Here is a 16,108-nt window from a genome sequence, read left to right as displayed (position 1 = left end):
CTCAGCCTCGATGTGCTGAAGTCTGCGTGACCGTACGATCGGCTTCCAATCCCGTCGAACGAAAAGCCAACGGCGAAAGCACGCAGATTCACTCCGGCGGTGTATCGATCAACGGATCAAACCGGCGCCAACACCGCACCAACACCCAACCGGCAAACGCGGCGGTGCTCCAAACGGCGAGCAACGTTCCACCGAACGCCGCGGGGCCAACCCAAAAAGTCGGCAGCACTCGTTCGCAGAACATCACGTAGCTGATCAATCCGATCGGCGCCACGGCCAGCATCAGTCCTTTCCACAGGAACGTGATCTTTGCACGGATGACCATCGCGATTCCCTGTGCGTGCACGTGATGCGGGAACGCGAGAAACAATGCGTTCTCCACCGCAAACGTCACCACAGCGAGCGAAGGCAACGCGAGGAACAACCAAACGGTTTGCCACATCGACGGAGTCGCAAACCATGCTCCCAGTGCCAGCGTGCTCCACTGGAACAACACCGTGATCACGACAGGAACACTCAGCATTCCCACGCACATCGCGACGTTCCCTAGCGGCAGCGAGCGGACCAAGAACATCCGTTTTAAATCGCGGCGAAAATCAATCTGCAATGCTGGCGGTGCCAGCAACAACGAACTCAGTGCGATTCCGCCGATCACAAACACCCACTGCTTGGTCGTTTGATCGGTGAGCAAAGGCGAAAGAGACAGTGCCATCGGAATCGCGAAACTGACGATCACGTTTGGCAGGTATCGACGGACGCATTGCAGTTGCCGCACGACCAACCCCGACATCCCACGATGGCGTTCGGGCAAGCACTTGGCCAACCAATCGCCAAAACGCTGAATCCGTGTGACTTGTGTCGGACGCGACAAAAACTCGTCAGCCGACGATCGACCGTTTGCGACGTTGCTTTCCATCAGCCTCAGTCGACGTCGTTCTGTTTCAATCCGCCGTTTCGCGGACCACGCGTCGACTCGGACCAGCATCTCCGCCAAAACGCAAATCACCGAGATCGCGATCATGGTCATGAAAGCAAGCGATACCAGTGGCGGCAGTGAATCAAAGACGCTCCACGGTGCAGCAGCCGCGACCGATGCGGCTGGCAACAGAGCAAACGCCATCGCTTGGATCGCCGTGGATCCCGCGTAGTTTCCGACTTCGGACATCGCTGATAGGACGTAAATCACCGGATCACTTCCGGACGGCGTGGATTGCCAAGTTTGAATGCCCAGCTGAACGACCATCGCCAAACCCACGACCAAACTGATGATGCAACCAAATCGCCGTTCGCTCGGTCGCATAGCATCGATGCCATGTGTGATGACGCGACGAATCAGTTCCAAAGCGATCAACGCCAAGCAGACTCCTGCCAACAGCAATGGCAAAAATTCAGCGTCACGCCAAAGCACCACGCCGAGCAACGCGGTTTTGGCCAGCGACGATGGGATCGACGACATCGCTTCACGCAACACCATCGTGCGTCGCGAAACGGGCCCACCGCCCAACCACAAACGATCGGCATCGGTCCACGTGACGGCATCCGGTTCCGGCGTTGGTTTCGACCATAGATGTTTGACGGTGTGATACAGCGCGTACAGCACCATCCCGCCGGACAACCACAAACGCAGTTGCTCGGGGTCGTTGGCTTCCCGGCGCGAGAGCAGGGTGAGGCCCGCCACCAAGTACAACGCCATGAACACGATCGAAAGAATCGACGCGATGGCTTGGCGGGGCGAGAACATCCGCTTCCAAAACCGCGCCACACGGAATCGCAACTGGGCTCGCGACAAATATCGCAGCCCATCGAGCGAATCGTCCGGAATCAACCAATCACTCAGCCGTTTCCGTCGACCGCCACGAACGGATGTGAATCCTGACGTGGTCATGAGATGTTGGTCACGCTCGGCGCAACCGGATTCGCGGTCACTTGATCCAGCGGGGCTCCCAACGATGACGGTTCCAGGCTCGGAACGCCGGGCATGACCACAGTGCTTTCGTCGATGCCCGCGTCGCTTTTCACGACGGGTTTCATCGCCGCAAAGAATGCGTCTTCCAACGAATTGGTTTCCGGGAACTCTTGACGCAATCCGGTCGTCGTCCCGTGGTATCGCACCAATCCGTCCTGCAGCAACCAAACTTGATCGCAGACGTCGCCGATCATCGCCAACAAGTGACTGCTGACAATCGCGGTGCGTCCAGTCCGAACAAACTCACGGACTGATTGCAATAGAACACGGATGCCTGGAGGATCCAGCCCGGTCAACGGCTCGTCCAACAACAACACTTGCGGCTGAATCAGGTACGCGCATGCAACCGCCAACTTCTGCCGCATGCCTCGCGATAGGGAGGTCACCATCGCGTCGTATTTGCCGAGCAATTCAAATCGCTCGAGCAAATCGATCGCCGTTCGTCGGTGATCTTCGATTTGGTAGAGACGGGCGACGAAGTCCAGGTGTTCGCCGACGGTCAGGTCGTCAAACAGTGGCGGATCATCCGGCACGTACGCAATTGTTCTTTTGTGGCGAACCGGATCCGAATCGGGCGAAAATCCGTTGATTCGAATCTCGCCGGCAGTGGCGGGCAACAACCCCGCCATGCATCGCAAGGTCGTCGTTTTCCCCGCACCATTGGGCCCGACCAAGCCGCAGATCACCCCAGCAGGGATCGACACCGTCACGTCCTTGACGGCGATCGTATCGTCATAAAGCTTTTGTAAGTGAGTCAGCTCGATCATCGGCCGGTGCCATGTCAGGGAAGAACGCCTCTGAAGGACGCTACCCCATGGTGGGTGTCACGGTGGCGAACCTTCGTTTCGGATCCGGCCTCGTTCCCTTAAACGGGACCGGCTATGCGTTTTGGCGCGATTACCACCGCTGAGGACGTCCGTGCAGCGATCCGCCCCGCGTTTTTGCCACCATGACGAACGAGCCCGCCTCCCCTTCCAAAATCGTCTCCCGCGTTAGATTTGCATGTCCCTGAATTCATCCCGACCGATCGCCTCGCCCTACGCTTCCGTCGTGGTGGACGCCGGCCAGCGATCACCGACGGCCGGCCGATCCGCCTGGGAGCCGCTGCGTCAACCGATGTTCCGTTTGTTCTGGATCGCATCCTTGGCGTCCAACTTGGGGACGTGGATCCACGAGGTCGGTGCCGGTTGGCTGATGACCACACTCGACGCGACACCGGAAATGGTTGCCGCCGTCCGAACTTCCATGGCGTTGCCGATCGTGTTCCTGGCCATTCCAGCAGGCGTTCTGGCAGACCGAATCGACAAGCGTCATCTGCTGATTGGAACGCAATCGATCCTGTTGTTCGTCACCGCGATGCTGGCCGTTAGCACCGCCACCGGAGTCATCACCGCTTGGGGACTGCTCGCGATGACGTTCATCATCGGATTGGGCATGGTCGTGCACGTCCCGACTTGGCAATCCGCCATCCCGGAATTGGTTCCGCGCTGGCAAATCAGTCGAGCGGTGGGGCTGGGCAGCATCAGCTTCAACCTCGCCCGCGCCGTTGGCCCAGCCATCGGCGGCGTGCTGATTGCTTTGCTGGGAATCTGGAGCACCTTCGCGATCAACGCCATCTCTTTCGCGGGAGTCCTGACGGTTTTGATACGTTGGCAACGCGATACGACCGAAACCAGTCGCGGCCGATCCTTCTTTTCCTCGATGAGACAGGGCATCCGTTACGTCGCGTTGAAGCGAACGATGCGGCACGTGATGCTCGGAGTCGTCTTGTTCGTTCTGCCCGGCAGTGCGTTGTGGTCACTGATGCCGCTGTACGCCAAGACCGCGTTGGGCTGGGGTGCCCAGGGATTCGGCATTTTGGTCGCGATGATCGGAGTCGGTGCCGTCGTCGGCGCATCCATGCTGCCACGCGTTCGTTCGCGTTTGGGTTCCGATCGAACGATCGCCGCGGCAATGACGCTCTACGCGATTGGTATGTTGACGCTGAGTTCCGAGCCCGCTTGGCCGATTCTGCTCGCCGCGACGTTGTTGATGGGTTGTGGTTGGATGGCGACGTTGACGACACTCAACGCCACTGCCCAGATCACATTGCCCAGCCGACTGCGAGCCCGCGGGATGGGGTGTTACCTGACGATGATGGCGGGATCGATGTCATTGGGATCTTTCGTCTGGGGCCAAACCGCGGGTGCGATTGGAATGTCAGGAGCAATGCTCGCTTCCGGCATCGCCATGATCGCAACCGCCATGATCAGCCTGCTCTTCCCCCTCGCCGCAACACTCGACGACGCCTAAAGCCGTAGCCGTAGGCCATGTTTCACATGGCATTTGGTGAAATGCCACGGCCACCGCCCCTCGCGAACGAATGCCGGTTGGTGTGAACGCCTCGATTCTTGCAAAGCATCGGCGCGGTCGCCAGGTACAACCTGGCCTACATCACTCCTCCAACCGATCCGCTCGCGGATCGACACAGCTCACAATCAACCTAACGCGAATCACTCGGGCGGTTGTGGATACGTCTTCTTGGCCCATGCCGCGGCCCCAAGCACTCCGGCATCGTCACCCAATTTCGCAGGCTTGACTTCGAATCGATCCTTGTAGACCGGCATCACGTTTTCACGTGCCGTTTTGCGGACGGTACCAACGATCAAATCTTCCATCGCTTCGACCAAACCGCCGCCCAAGATGATGGTATCGGGGCACAACAAGTTCACTATGTTGGCGACGCCGTATCCAACAGTGACGCTGGCAGATTCGACCAAAGCCTTGATCGCCTTGTCGCCATTCTTGATGGAATCCGCCAGCGCTCCGCTGCGAATCTCTGCCAGGTCCGTGCCAGCGTCCTCGAGCAACGCGGGCGCTTCGCCCCGGTACGCGGCCTTCGCGGCTTCCGATGCGATCGTCAGCCGGCTGGCTTCGGCTTCCAGCGTTCCCGACATGCTGCTGCCGCTCGCACGCGTTCCACTGCTGATGCGTGTGTGACCAATCTCCATGCAAGAGATCCCGTCGCCGTGCAGAATTTGACCTTCGTAAACGCAGCCACCGCCGATGCCAGTTCCAGGGAAAACCCCAACCGCACATCGGCTTCCCTTGGCCGCACCAAACAGAAACTCGCCGTACACGCCTGCGTCGACATCGTTCAGAACGGTTGCCGGGCAATCAAACTTCTTTTCCAAGAACGATTGAATATCCACATCATCCCAACCCAGGTTCGGAGTCATCAAGATCCGCCCCTTCTTCAAATCGATCGGCCCCGGACATCCGATCCCGATGCCCGCGATGCGGTCCACATCCAGGTCATTCTCTTCGAGCAAACGCTGAATCGTGGAACCGATTCGAGCAATCCCACTGTCAGAGCCTTCGCGTCCGCGAGTCTTGCGGCGGCGACGTCCGAGTTCTTTGAATTCATGATCGTAAGCGACAGCAAGCATTTTGGTGCCGCCGAGATCAAAACCGATCCAGATGTCTTTCAAGGGAATTTCCGTGGGTTGATTGAGTGAAGCGACAGGCGGTGGAGCGTCACCGAATCCCCGATACCGCGAAGCATCAACGACCGGCGATCGATCTCATTTCACCTGCGTTATTTTTTCGACTGCAGTTTCAAAATGTCTTGAGCGACCGCTTCCAGCTGCGTTTGCAAGCCAGCCAGCGATTCGCGTTCCTTTTGCACGATATCGGCCGGAGCCCGGCTGACAAAGCTTTCGTTGGAAAGTTTGTTCTGTTTGCCGGTGATTTGGCCGGTCAGCTGCCCTTGCAGCTTTTCAAGGCGAGCCAGCTCGGCTTCGACATCGATGAATTTTTCTAAGTCGACATGAACGTCCACATCCACGTCGGGCAATGCCAAGTGGGCATCGGTTTCAAATGCCGTCGTCTCCGGACCGAGCGACTGAACTTCCGCACCCGCCAACGCCTCGAAATACGCCGTCATCGGTTGCAGCAACTCTTGCGAAGAAGCACTGCAACGAATCGCGGCGGGCACGGTCTCTTTCGGTGCAATGTTTTGGCTCGCACGGATCTGGCGAATTGCCGCCACGATCTGTTGGAACTCACTGAACTGACGCTCGATCTGCGAATCATGATGCGAGTCGTCAGCCACCGGGAAGCTCGCCGTCATTACAAACGGACCAACTTCGATCGGTTCAGGCACACCGCGTTTCGGAGCGATCTGGCCCAGGTGGTTCCACACTGATTCGGTCACGAACGGCATGATCGGATGCAACAAACGCAGCAATTGATCCAACCCGTGTGCAATCACATTCTGAGCGATCTGTCGCTGCGAATCATCCGACAACCGTGGCTTGGCGATCTCCACATAGAAACTGCAGAACTCATCCCAAGCGAAGTCGTACAACACGCGAGCGGCTTCGCCGAACTGATAACGCTCAATCGCATCACCAACTGTTTGAGTCACCGTCGACAATCGCGAAAGCAACCAACGGTCTTCGATGGGTAGCGAAGCAACATCCAGCGACGTCGGTTCGAAACCGTCCAGGTTCATCATCACAAACCGTGACGCGTTCCAAAGTTTGTTGACGAAGTTGCGAGCCGTCTCGAATCGCTCGCTGACCACGGCGGCCTTTGGCAGTGACTTGTCTTCTTCGGTTTCCGCCCACTGGGTCGAGAAAGGTTTGCCACACGCGGGGCACTCCATCGACGGCAACGCTCGGTTCTTCTTCGTTTGATCAATCAGTTTTTCGCACGAAGGACACTCGTACTGAACCGGCATCCGAACGTCTTGTGTTTCGGTTGCCAAACGCGCCAACCCAAACCGCAACGCGTCCGTTCCGAACTTGTCGATCACATCGATCGGGTCCACACCGTTGCCCTTGGACTTGCTCATCGTTTCGCCCAGACCGTCCAAGATCTTTGGGTGAATGAACACTTCGCTGAACGGAACTTCGCCCACGTTGTTCAATCCCATCAACACCATCCGAGCCACCCACAACGTCAAGATGTCGCGAGAAGTGATCAGCGTCGCGGTTGGATAGAACTTCGCCAGCTCCGGTGTTTGGGCTGGCCAACCGAGCGTGCTGTGTGGCCACAACGCGGAACTGAACCAGGTATCCAGCACGTCGGGATCCTGCTGCAATCCCAACGCTTCGACATCGGCTTCCACCGTTTCATCTTCGCTGCGGATGCAAACAAAGATTGCTTGGGTGGTTTCACCCGCCGTGTCCACTCCGTCGGAATCAATCCGCTGAGCGATCTGGTCAGGATGCCGTTCGGCCAGCTTTTCGAGGTCGCTCGATAGCTCATTCGCTTGCTCTTGCGACAGCCCACCAACCGACCAAATCGGAATGCGGTGCCCCCACCACAATTGACGACTGACCGGCCAATCGCGTTTCTCACTCAGCCAATCCAGATAACCCTTGCGATAGCGAGCGGGAAAGATCTGAACGCGTTCATCGCTGACGGCATCCATCGCCGACTGAGCCAATTCGTCCATCGCCACGAACCATTGATCGGCCAGGTAAGGCTCGATCGGAGTCTTGCTGCGATCGCTGTGCGGCAACTCAATTTCGCGATCTTCGATGTCGCCCATCAGCCCCAGCTCTTCGAGGGCCGCGACCACGGCTTTGCGAGCCTTCGGAATCGTCAATCCTGCGAACGGGCCGCCTTCGCCATTCAATGTTCCATCCGAATTCAGGATGTTGATCATTGGCAAATCTTGGCGAATCCCAACCTCATAATCGTTTGGATCATGAGCCGGTGTGATCTTCACGCAGCCACTTCCCATCTCGGGCTTGGCCCATTCGTCCGCCACCAAATCAATTTCGCGATCAACGAGCGGCAACATCAACTTGCGACCATCAGCCGCCATGTCACGTAGCTGGATCAATTCCGGCAATCGCTCTTCGCGGCGTTTTTGCAACGCTTCGATTTGTTTGTTCAGATCCGCGGCTTCTTTTTCGTTCGCGTCACTCAGTTTTTCGCGAAGGCCGGCTTCCACCGCATCGATCGCGGCGGCTGGATCGGAGTGCACCGCCACCGCGGTATCGCCCAACATCGTTTCAGGACGCGTGGTCGCGATTGTCACGAACTCGGGCTCACCCGGCTTCGGATCAATCACTGGGTACCGGAAGTGATAGAAGTGACCTTTCTTGGTCTGGTTGAACACTTCATCGTCACTGACCGCGGTCTGCAGGAACGTATCCCAGTTCACCAACCGTTTGCCGCGGTAGATCCGTCGTTTGCCGAACAAGTCAAAGAATGTCGCTCGTACAGCAGCGGCACAAATTGGATCGAGCGTGAATCGCAATCGTTCCCAATCGCAACTGGTGCCCATTCGTTTGAGCTGGCCGATGATCCGTTCTTCGTACTGATCCTTCCACTGCCAAATGCGATCCACCAACGCTTCGCGACCCAGGTCGTGCCGCGTCTTGTTTTCCTGTTCCTTCAGTCGACGTTCCACCACCGCTTGGGTCGCGATGCCAGCGTGGTCAGTCCCCGGCATCCAGAGCGTTTCAAAACCTTGCATGCGTTTGCGACGAACCACGATGTCTTGCAACGTGTTGTTCAGCCCGTGTCCCAAGTGCAACGCACCGGTCACGTTCGGCGGCGGGATCACGACCGAAAACGGCGGCTTGCTGGATTCCGGATCAGCGTGAGAACACTTGGCATCGGTCCACGCCTGAGCGATCTTGTCGGCTTCTTCGGCGTGTTCAAATCGAGTTGGAATTTCGGACATGAAAACAAACGTCAACGGAGGTGATTTGAATGGGCGGCGAACATCCTGGTCACGCCGCTGGAATCATGACTGTCAAATGACTTGGTCGGTTCGGCGAATCAAGCTTCGCTTCGGTGCAATTTGTACTCGACGCTATCGACCAAGGCTTGCCAACTGGCTTCGATGATGTTGTCACTGACACCGATCGTTCCCCAAGTCTCCTTGCCATCGGTGCTCTCGATGTTGACCCGAATCGATGCGGCCGTTCCGCTGCCGGAATCCACCACGCGAACTTTGTAGTCAATCAGCGAGATTTCGCTGAGCACGGGATAAGCCCCCGCCAACGCCTTCCGCAAACCCGCATCAAGAGCGTTGACCGGTCCGTGACCTTCCGCGGCGTCAAACCACAACGTGTCACCGACCTGCAGCTTGATGATCGCTTCGGCGAAGGCAACCTGGCTCTTCACATCACGATCGCCCGCGACAACCCGGTACTTGATCGTTTCAAAGTGCGGTCGAAACTTGCCCGACACGCGACGAATCAGTAGATCGAACGATGCCGTAGCGGACTCGAACTGGTACCCCTGATTTTCGAGTCGCACGACCTCGGCCAAGATCTTGTTCTGCAGTTCCTTGTCGTCGCCAACGTTGTACTTGCCCGCGATCGCTTCGATGTTGCTGCGACCGGACAATTCGCTGACCAAGATACGGCGTTCGTTGCCAACCAAGGTCGGATCGATGTGCTCGTAAGTGCTGGCGGCTTTGTTGATCGCGTGAACGTGCATGCCGCCTTTGTGAGCAAACGCACTTTGACCAACAAACGGTTGGTTGTTTCGCCACTGCAAATTGGCGGTCTCATAAACGAACCGAGACAGCTCAGTCAGTTGCTGCAACGGTCGTCCGCCGAGAACCGTCGTGTTCTCTTTCTTGAGTGCCAAGTTCGCGATCACCGCGATCAAGTCCACGTTGCCGCATCGTTCACCGATCCCATTGATCGTTCCTTGCACCTGAGTCGCACCCACGTCGACCGCGGCCAACGAGTTCGCGACGGCGAGTTCGCAATCGTTGTGACAATGGATACCGATGCCGACGTCGTACGAAGCCATCGCTTCTTTCGCGATCCGGGTCACTTCGGCCACGCGTTCGGGCAACGTGCCGCCGTTGGTATCGCAAAGAGCCAACCATTTGGCACCCGACGCTGCCGCGGCTTGCAGCGTCTTGATCGCGTACTCGGGGTTCGCGTTGTAGCCATCAAAGAAGTGTTCCGCGTCGTAGATCAGCTCGCTGTGGCCGGCCAAAAACTCAGCGGACTCGCCGATCATGGCGAGGTTCTCATCCAAAGTGGCTCGCAAAACTTCCGTGACGTGGAAATCCCATGTCTTGCCGACCAAGGTGCAACAAGGTGTTTTGGCAGCAACCAAGGCCTTCATCCCGGGATCCTCTTCCGCCTTCATCGAACGTCGTCGAGTCATCCCGAAAGCGCAGACTTTGGATTTTCCCAGATCGTGTTTGCGAATTTGTTCAAAGAACGCAACGTCTTTCTCGTTGCTCAGTGGATAACCGCCTTCAATGAACTCAATCCCAATCTCAGCCAACCGAATCGCAATGTTGAGTTTGTCTTGCAGCGAAAAACTAACGCCTTCGCCTTGCGAGCCGTCTCGCAAGGTCGTGTCGTAGATCAAGACCGGTTGGGCCGACGAAGTGGCACTCATGTAGCTGATTCAGGTGGGGGGATGAAATCAAGGAACGTGGGGATTCAAAGGGGCGAAAGCAGACTCTCGAGAAATCACGGTGCGAATCTCGGCTAACGCGTCTCCGTTGAGTTTTCAATCACGCGAGGTGACTGGTATGGATTCGCTGGAGTGGATGTCTTCGTGGAGACTGGGTCGGACTCCGTTTTGCCAGAAACCGATGCGTCAGGAACAGCCAATGTCGGGTCGTCATCAGGCTTCGGTGCCGAATCATCGCTCGGCTGATCCAGGTTCAATTGCTGGCTCAATCGTTCTCGCCTTTTGCGAACCCAAATCATCGCGGTCAAAGCAAAGATCAAACAAACAATTGTCATCGCCACGACCAATCGCAACGACAACGGATTGATGATCTCACCCGACGCCCGATCGACCATCAAAACGACAAACCGAATCGCACCGCATGCAAATCCGAGCAACCCGAGCGTCAACGCGACGACGGTCGCACTCATCCGGCGATGCGGGTTCAAACCCACCACCCCCAGGAACAACAGCGGAATGCCAAACATCATCGGAACAAACTGCGTGTAGCTCTTCGCCGTTGTCACGCTGAGCGCCGCCACCGTCAGTCCACACAGGACCAGTCCGAAGAAAATTCCGATTCTGGCCATGGTTGATTGAGGTGCCCGTCGCGATTGGACATACGTGTTCCGCCCAAGAAACCTGAGGTCGGTTTCCAGGGCCTTGTTGTATCGTTTTGAACCCAATTTCTGTAGGGCCAGTGTTTTCGCCGGCCGGGCCAGCCAGAAAGAAACTCGCGAACAGTCGCAAATGCCCGGTTTTGCCGGTCAATCGGCTTGAAAAAGCTCACGATCGCGAAAAAACACCGAAGTGATCCACCAAATCACGGGTTGGCACAGCAACGATCCGGTCGCCGCCGCGAGTGCGATCACCAGCCAATCCTTGTCGGTCACCACCGCCACCACTCCCCCCGCGATTGCTGCCGCAATCAGCGACGGCAACAGGGCCAGCATCAACACGAACATATAGAGCATCGTTCGGCCGCCCTGCAGCACATCGGGAGTCCCGGTGGGCATCGCTCTCAAAACCGTCGCGGCGGTCACCAAATTGATCGCCGATCCATACGCAATGTCCAAACTCACCCCGGCGACGAAAACGCCGACTCCCTCGCCCAAGCCACGCGTCGTGATGGACGCGGCGATCACCGCAAACGCGATCCGGATCGAAACCAACACCACCACGTGCCCAGCCAACATCCCGACAACGATCGCGATCGGGCGACACGGCAACATTCGAAACCAAGTCAACGACTTCGGCGTCATCGCCAATCCAATCGGCTGGCTCATCGTCAGCAGGAACCCCAAGTAGGTCGACGCCGCCATCGCGATCGGCATTGAAAATTCGCGAAAGTTGGCGTGGATCGTCCCCGGGCGAAAGAACTGAAAAACCATCAGCCCCAAACCTGCTACCACCACGATGCCCCACAAGCCGACCAACAACGTTCCGTTGCGACGAATGGCAAAGGTGACTTGGTGCCACGCCACCGGACCAATCCCGCCCCACCACGGAAAATCAAACAGCTTCCAAGCGGAACGATGTTCTTTCTTTTTGAGCCGGCCAAATTGGCCCGAACGCATTCGCTGGATCCGAACCTGCTTTCGCGAAACACCCTCGACGGCCAACTCCGCAAATCCGACGTTGATCGAATAGCACAATGCAAAAGCGGAGACCAAAATCGCGACGCACACGCCCAGCCAACCCAGCATCGAGAGCCCGATGGGTGATTGCATCAAATTGGCAAACGGCACGAACGGCAGCGTCATGATCGATCCGATCGGCGACGACTGACACGACAGCAACCACGTTTGCCATGAAAACCCGCTTTCGCTCATCCCGAGAGGCAACGATGAAATCAACAACAACGCGACCGAACCCAGCAGGCTCGATGCGATCAACGTTCGCACCCAAGACGCCAACAGCGGTTTGCTAAACGCGTGCAATGTCGTCAGCGCCGTGACCGTCATTCCTCCGGTGTAGATCGCCAAGACCGCGGACAGATAACTCCCAGCACTGGGCAGAGCAAAGATTGACATCAAGCTGCTGCTGACCACCCACGTGAGCGCCAGTGTCATCAACCGATAGGAAAGGATTTGATGGTTGGTGAACGGCCCCGCCAAGACAAACTGCAACTCGGGCGGACGAAGCTCCGTGATCTGTTGTCCGATGTCAAAGTAAATCGCCATGGCGACGATCACCAGCATCATCAACGGAATCGTTGACGTGACGGTCGAGTACATCTTGATTTGGTCCAGCGACCCGGTGTAGGTAGCCACGATCATCGGCATCAACCCCATGCCGACGGTGCCCAAGACCAACAATCCGACGAAGGCTCCCGATGGACTCTTCAAATGCCGGAACAGTTGCCGAAAGGCGGTCTTCAAAAGCACCCCGGTCAATCGCGTCAACGCGGGATCGATGATCGAAGGCCGCCCGCTCATCAGGCGGACTCCTCTTCCGACATCGAATCTTCGGAAATCGAGTCTTCGAAATCCGAATCTTCCGACGTCAAACGGAAAAAGACTTCCTCCAGCGAGTGCGAATCGCCACCAAATTCTTGCCGAGCCTGTTCCAGCGGCCCATGAAACAACACCTCGCCGCGACGCATCAGAACCAAGTGATCGCAGATGTCATCGACCAATGACAACAAGTGCGAACTGACCAAAACCGTCGCGCCCCGGTCGGCTTGTTCGCGAACGGTTTGTTTGAACCGGCGAATACTCGGCGGGTCCAATCCCGTCATCGGTTCGTCCAGCAACAGCACGCTGGGTTGCCGCAGATAAGCACAAACGATCGCAACCTTTTGCCTCATTCCGCGAGACAAACCCGAAGCGATCGTTTCGCGTTTTTCCGTCAATTCAAATTGGCCGCAGAGCTCTTCCGCGAGCGGCTCCCAATCAGTCAGCCGATACGCCGACGCAATGAAACGCAAATGATCATCAACCGTCATCGAATCAAACAGCGGCGGGTCATCCGGCACGTAGGCGGTCCGTCGCTTCACCGCCAATGGATCGTCATTCAATGACGCGCCCGCGACGTGCAGATCGCCGGCCGTCGGCGAAAGGATCCCGCACAGTGTTCGAATGGTCGTTGTCTTGCCAGCTCCGTTGGGTCCCACCAATGCCGCGACTCGTCCGGCGGGAACATCAAACGAAATGGAGTTCACCGCGGTGAAGTCGTCGTAGCACTTCGTGAACTGGCTGACTTCGATCATACCGGCGTCGACTCAGCAACCAAGTTTTGATCGACTTCGTTGCTGACAATGACACCGTAATTGATCGCTCCCAACCAGCCGCTCATGATGATGCCGACGCTGCCCGCGTGATACATGCCCTTGATCTGTTGCGGCAACGCTCGACTGACCCCGAGACCTTCGAACTTGGTCCCGAAACTTGCGCCCATTTCATGTTGGGTGTAGTGATGAAACGTCTTGGGCGTCGCCGCTTCGGCACGATCAATCTTGTTCCGCACTCCGGGAATGTATTTTTCGAGCGCGTCGATGGTTGTTTCAACCAAGTCCGCTTTGCTGGCTTCGTATTCCTCTTCGCTCAAATTCGCCCAGTCCGACCAGTTCGCATTGGTACTACTGACGATCGCGTAGCGTTCCTTTTTGTGCGGCCGTGTTCGAGGGTAATAGAAACTGAATGTTCGCGAAGTGATGTCGCGGCTGAGCAGCAAATCCGTCCGGAACTCTTTCGCCGTGCTGGTGAAGAACAAATCGCCGCTCGACTCATCAATTTCTTCACCCGGCTTCAATGCCATGTACACCTGCGTGCTGCTGTTGTTCAGTCGCACCGCCTCGGTTTCTTCCACAAACTTCTTGTCGAGTTTTTCCGGTCCCAGCATCTTCAGCACCGTCGTTCGCAAATTTGCGTTGCTGACAACCGCGCGACACTTGATCGATCGACCTCGCACCTTCACACCCGAAACCCGCGTGCCTTGGATCGGAGAATCGGCTACTTCGATTTCCTCGACGGGACAATTGATGCGAATGTCGACGCCGTTGGATTCCAACTCCTTCTTCATCCGAGCGACCAAGTCATCGGTGCCGCCTTCATAGATGAACACGCCTTTGCTCATAAAGTTGCTGAATACAATCCCGTACGTGATCGCGGGATCTTCCAACGTCGATCCGTTGGCATACGTGATCGGCTCCATCAACAACCGCACCACGTCGTCGCGACCGGGAAAGAAACGATCAAACAATTGACGTGTCGTCGTCGCTTGATCGTCATAGAAATTCATTCCTCGAGCGGTGTCAAAGAATTCGTTGACCGTGCCGTGCTCGATGCCGAACTTCGTCGTCAACAACTTCGTGAAGTCTTCTCGGTTGAACGTCGTCGTCAACGAGAACTGCGGGTTGTCAAAACGAATGTTTTTCAGCTGAACAATTCGGTCGGCGATGTCGCGACTCCAGTACCGACGGCACGACTTGATCATGCCGTGCGGGAATCCGTGAAGCGAGACGTCAAACGTGTGCCCGCCAGGACGCAAGAACCAGGTTGCCAAACCGCCAAGCTTGTAGTGCTGTTCCAACAGCAACACTCGGTGTCCGGCACGGCCGAGAATGTTGGCCGAGGTCATGCCAGCCAATCCGCTGCCGATCACGACCACGTCGTATTCGTCGGCGGCTCCCTTCAAAAAATCCTTTGCCATGGCTGGGGTCTTTGGTCTCGCGAAAAGCTTGGGTGTATCGGGTGAAGATGTGTGTGTTGCAGCGATCAACGTGCGATGGGCTGCAGTTCGGCGTAGACACCGATTTGGTCTGTGTTGACGGGTTTGTCACCGGACAGCAACAGTGATTCGTCGCCGACCAGCCATCGATCGTCCAGTATCCGCAAGGGCTGGCCCAACGGCAATGTGACCATGGAACCCGCCACGCCGGTCGATATGACATCGTGCGACGCTCGGAAGATCGCCGTGTGAGCCTCGGGCAACGTGGTGCCCATCCGCCGCACCCCGCCGGAATCTCGCACCAGTGTAGAGATTTTCCAACGCTCGTCGCGGGGATCTTCCGCAATCCGGACGGTGACCAACGATTCACCGGGCCGAATCGCAATCATCGAGTACCAATCGGGCTGCGTTTTTCCCTTCGGCAACCAAGTGCTGTAGGCCAACCGGTAGTCGAATTGCGTGCCTTCGGGAACACGAACTCGAAAAACGTAGTTCAGCGGAAGCTCCGACGGAGCCCGGATAGCGGCGACGGAATCATCCTCGGTGGGCGACAAATACCCCGATTCCGATCGCAGAGCCGCCAGCGCAGACTCCGCCTTTCGCAAGCGGAGGATCGACACGACGTTGCCCAAAACCAAAGCAATCATCGTGATCGCGAGCAACAGTTGCCGAAGAGAAAATCGCCCGCGACGGCTTGGCAACGGACGCGGATCGGAATTCTCATTCATCGGCGTTGTCGATCACAGCGGGTTGGAGGGCGAAATGCTGGCCATCGAATCGGCCCCAACAGAGTAGCGTTTCGCAAACCCACGCAGAAAAAAATCCGTGGTGGACAACTCTTCGTAGTGGACGAGGCAACGAGTCCCAACCGCAGGACTCGTGGCCTCGTCCACCACGTCGATCACTCAAGGATTCGTGGCCTCATCCACTACGCCCCCGCCGCCTGCGGAGGTCGTGCAGTTTTCTGATGCCGCTTTTCGGCAGATTAACACACAACGCACCTCTCACGAAACGAAGTTTGGGGAGAGGTCGAGCGAC

11 protein-coding genes are annotated in these 16,108 nt (G+C 57.1%); 1 reads left to right on the top strand and 10 read right to left on the bottom strand.

What is annotated here, in order from left to right:
- Positions 1–88 precede the first annotated feature (88 nt).
- Both B2R17_RS11505 and B2R17_RS11500 read right to left on the bottom strand, forming a co-directional pair.
- A complete protein-coding gene (locus B2R17_RS11505) occupies positions 89–1,885 on the bottom strand; it encodes a hypothetical protein (protein WP_286764099.1) in 1,797 nt (598 codons plus the stop codon).
- Positions 1,882–2,733, bottom strand: coding sequence for an ABC transporter ATP-binding protein (locus B2R17_RS11500; RefSeq protein ID WP_008665753.1), 852 nt, complete (start codon positions 2,731–2,733; stop codon positions 1,882–1,884). The genes B2R17_RS11505 and B2R17_RS11500 overlap by 4 nt, the downstream gene beginning before the upstream one ends.
- 235 nt (positions 2,734–2,968) lie before the next feature.
- On the opposite strand from B2R17_RS11500, the gene B2R17_RS11495 reads away from it, so the two are divergent.
- Positions 2,969–4,258, top strand: coding sequence for an MFS transporter (locus tag B2R17_RS11495; RefSeq protein WP_286764098.1), 1,290 nt, complete (start codon positions 2,969–2,971; stop codon positions 4,256–4,258).
- Between the two features lie 200 nt (positions 4,259–4,458).
- Here the strand turns inward: B2R17_RS11495 and B2R17_RS11490 are convergent, their stop codons facing one another.
- The 8 genes from B2R17_RS11490 to B2R17_RS11455 all read right to left on the bottom strand — a co-directional run bounded on the left by B2R17_RS11490 (position 4,459) and on the right by B2R17_RS11455 (position 15,798).
- Positions 4,459–5,436: an ROK family protein gene (locus B2R17_RS11490; protein WP_008665759.1), complete on the bottom strand. Its 978-nt coding sequence runs from the start codon at positions 5,434–5,436 to the stop codon at positions 4,459–4,461.
- Positions 5,437–5,543: 107 nt separating this feature from the next.
- Positions 5,544–8,651: a valine--tRNA ligase gene (locus tag B2R17_RS11485; protein WP_286764097.1), complete on the bottom strand. Its 3,108-nt coding sequence runs from the start codon at positions 8,649–8,651 to the stop codon at positions 5,544–5,546.
- Between the two features lie 98 nt (positions 8,652–8,749).
- Complete coding sequence (gene cimA / locus B2R17_RS11480) at positions 8,750–10,342, bottom strand: citramalate synthase (protein ID WP_008665762.1); 1,593 nt, start codon at positions 10,340–10,342, stop codon at positions 8,750–8,752.
- Between the two features lie 92 nt (positions 10,343–10,434).
- Positions 10,435–10,989 (bottom strand): hypothetical protein, encoded by a 555-nt coding sequence (locus tag B2R17_RS11475; RefSeq protein WP_008665764.1) that lies wholly within the window; start codon positions 10,987–10,989, stop codon positions 10,435–10,437.
- A 177-nt stretch (positions 10,990–11,166) separates the two neighbouring features.
- The gene (locus B2R17_RS11470; protein WP_286764096.1) at positions 11,167–12,837 is read right to left on the bottom strand and encodes a putative ABC exporter domain-containing protein; all 1,671 of its coding nucleotides are present in this window, start codon (positions 12,835–12,837) and stop codon (positions 11,167–11,169) included.
- Positions 12,837–13,610 carry an ABC transporter ATP-binding protein gene (locus B2R17_RS11465; RefSeq protein WP_286764095.1) on the bottom strand — a complete coding sequence of 258 codons (774 nt, stop codon included), beginning with the start codon at positions 13,608–13,610 and terminating at the stop codon, positions 12,837–12,839. Before B2R17_RS11465 ends, B2R17_RS11470 begins: the two co-directional genes overlap by 1 nt.
- Positions 13,607–15,052: a phytoene desaturase family protein gene (locus B2R17_RS11460; RefSeq protein WP_037199737.1), complete on the bottom strand. Its 1,446-nt coding sequence runs from the start codon at positions 15,050–15,052 to the stop codon at positions 13,607–13,609. The genes B2R17_RS11465 and B2R17_RS11460 overlap by 4 nt, the downstream gene beginning before the upstream one ends.
- Before the next feature lie 65 nt (positions 15,053–15,117).
- Entirely contained in the window at positions 15,118–15,798 is a 681-nt protein-coding gene (locus B2R17_RS11455; RefSeq protein WP_008652845.1) for a hypothetical protein, read from the bottom strand.
- Positions 15,799–16,108 lie beyond the last annotated feature (310 nt).

This window comes from Rhodopirellula sp. UBA1907 (assembly GCF_002337565.1).
Classification (GTDB): domain Bacteria; phylum Planctomycetota; class Planctomycetia; order Pirellulales; family Pirellulaceae; genus Rhodopirellula; species Rhodopirellula europaea.
Note: the sequence above shows the minus strand (reverse complement) of the source record. Positions and strands in the feature narration are given on the sequence as shown.

Bases quoted from the DNA above. Each gene is read 5' to 3' on its own strand.
- B2R17_RS11505 (WP_286764099.1), bottom strand. From the start codon at position 1,885: ATGACCACGTCAGGATTCACATCCGTTCGTGGCGGTCGACGGAAACGG.
- B2R17_RS11500 (WP_008665753.1), bottom strand. From the start codon at position 2,733: ATGATCGAGCTGACTCACTTACAAAAGCTTTATGACGATACGATCGCC.
- B2R17_RS11495 (WP_286764098.1), top strand. From the start codon at position 2,969: ATGTCCCTGAATTCATCCCGACCGATCGCCTCGCCCTACGCTTCCGTC.
- B2R17_RS11485 (WP_286764097.1), bottom strand. From the start codon at position 8,651: ATGTCCGAAATTCCAACTCGATTTGAACACGCCGAAGAAGCCGACAAG.
- cimA (WP_008665762.1), bottom strand. From the start codon at position 10,342: ATGAGTGCCACTTCGTCGGCCCAACCGGTCTTGATCTACGACACGACC.
- B2R17_RS11475 (WP_008665764.1), bottom strand. From the start codon at position 10,989: ATGGCCAGAATCGGAATTTTCTTCGGACTGGTCCTGTGTGGACTGACG.
- B2R17_RS11470 (WP_286764096.1), bottom strand. From the start codon at position 12,837: ATGAGCGGGCGGCCTTCGATCATCGATCCCGCGTTGACGCGATTGACC.
- B2R17_RS11465 (WP_286764095.1), bottom strand. From the start codon at position 13,610: ATGATCGAAGTCAGCCAGTTCACGAAGTGCTACGACGACTTCACCGCG.
- B2R17_RS11460 (WP_037199737.1), bottom strand. From the start codon at position 15,052: ATGGCAAAGGATTTTTTGAAGGGAGCCGCCGACGAATACGACGTGGTC.
- B2R17_RS11455 (WP_008652845.1), bottom strand. From the start codon at position 15,798: ATGAATGAGAATTCCGATCCGCGTCCGTTGCCAAGCCGTCGCGGGCGA.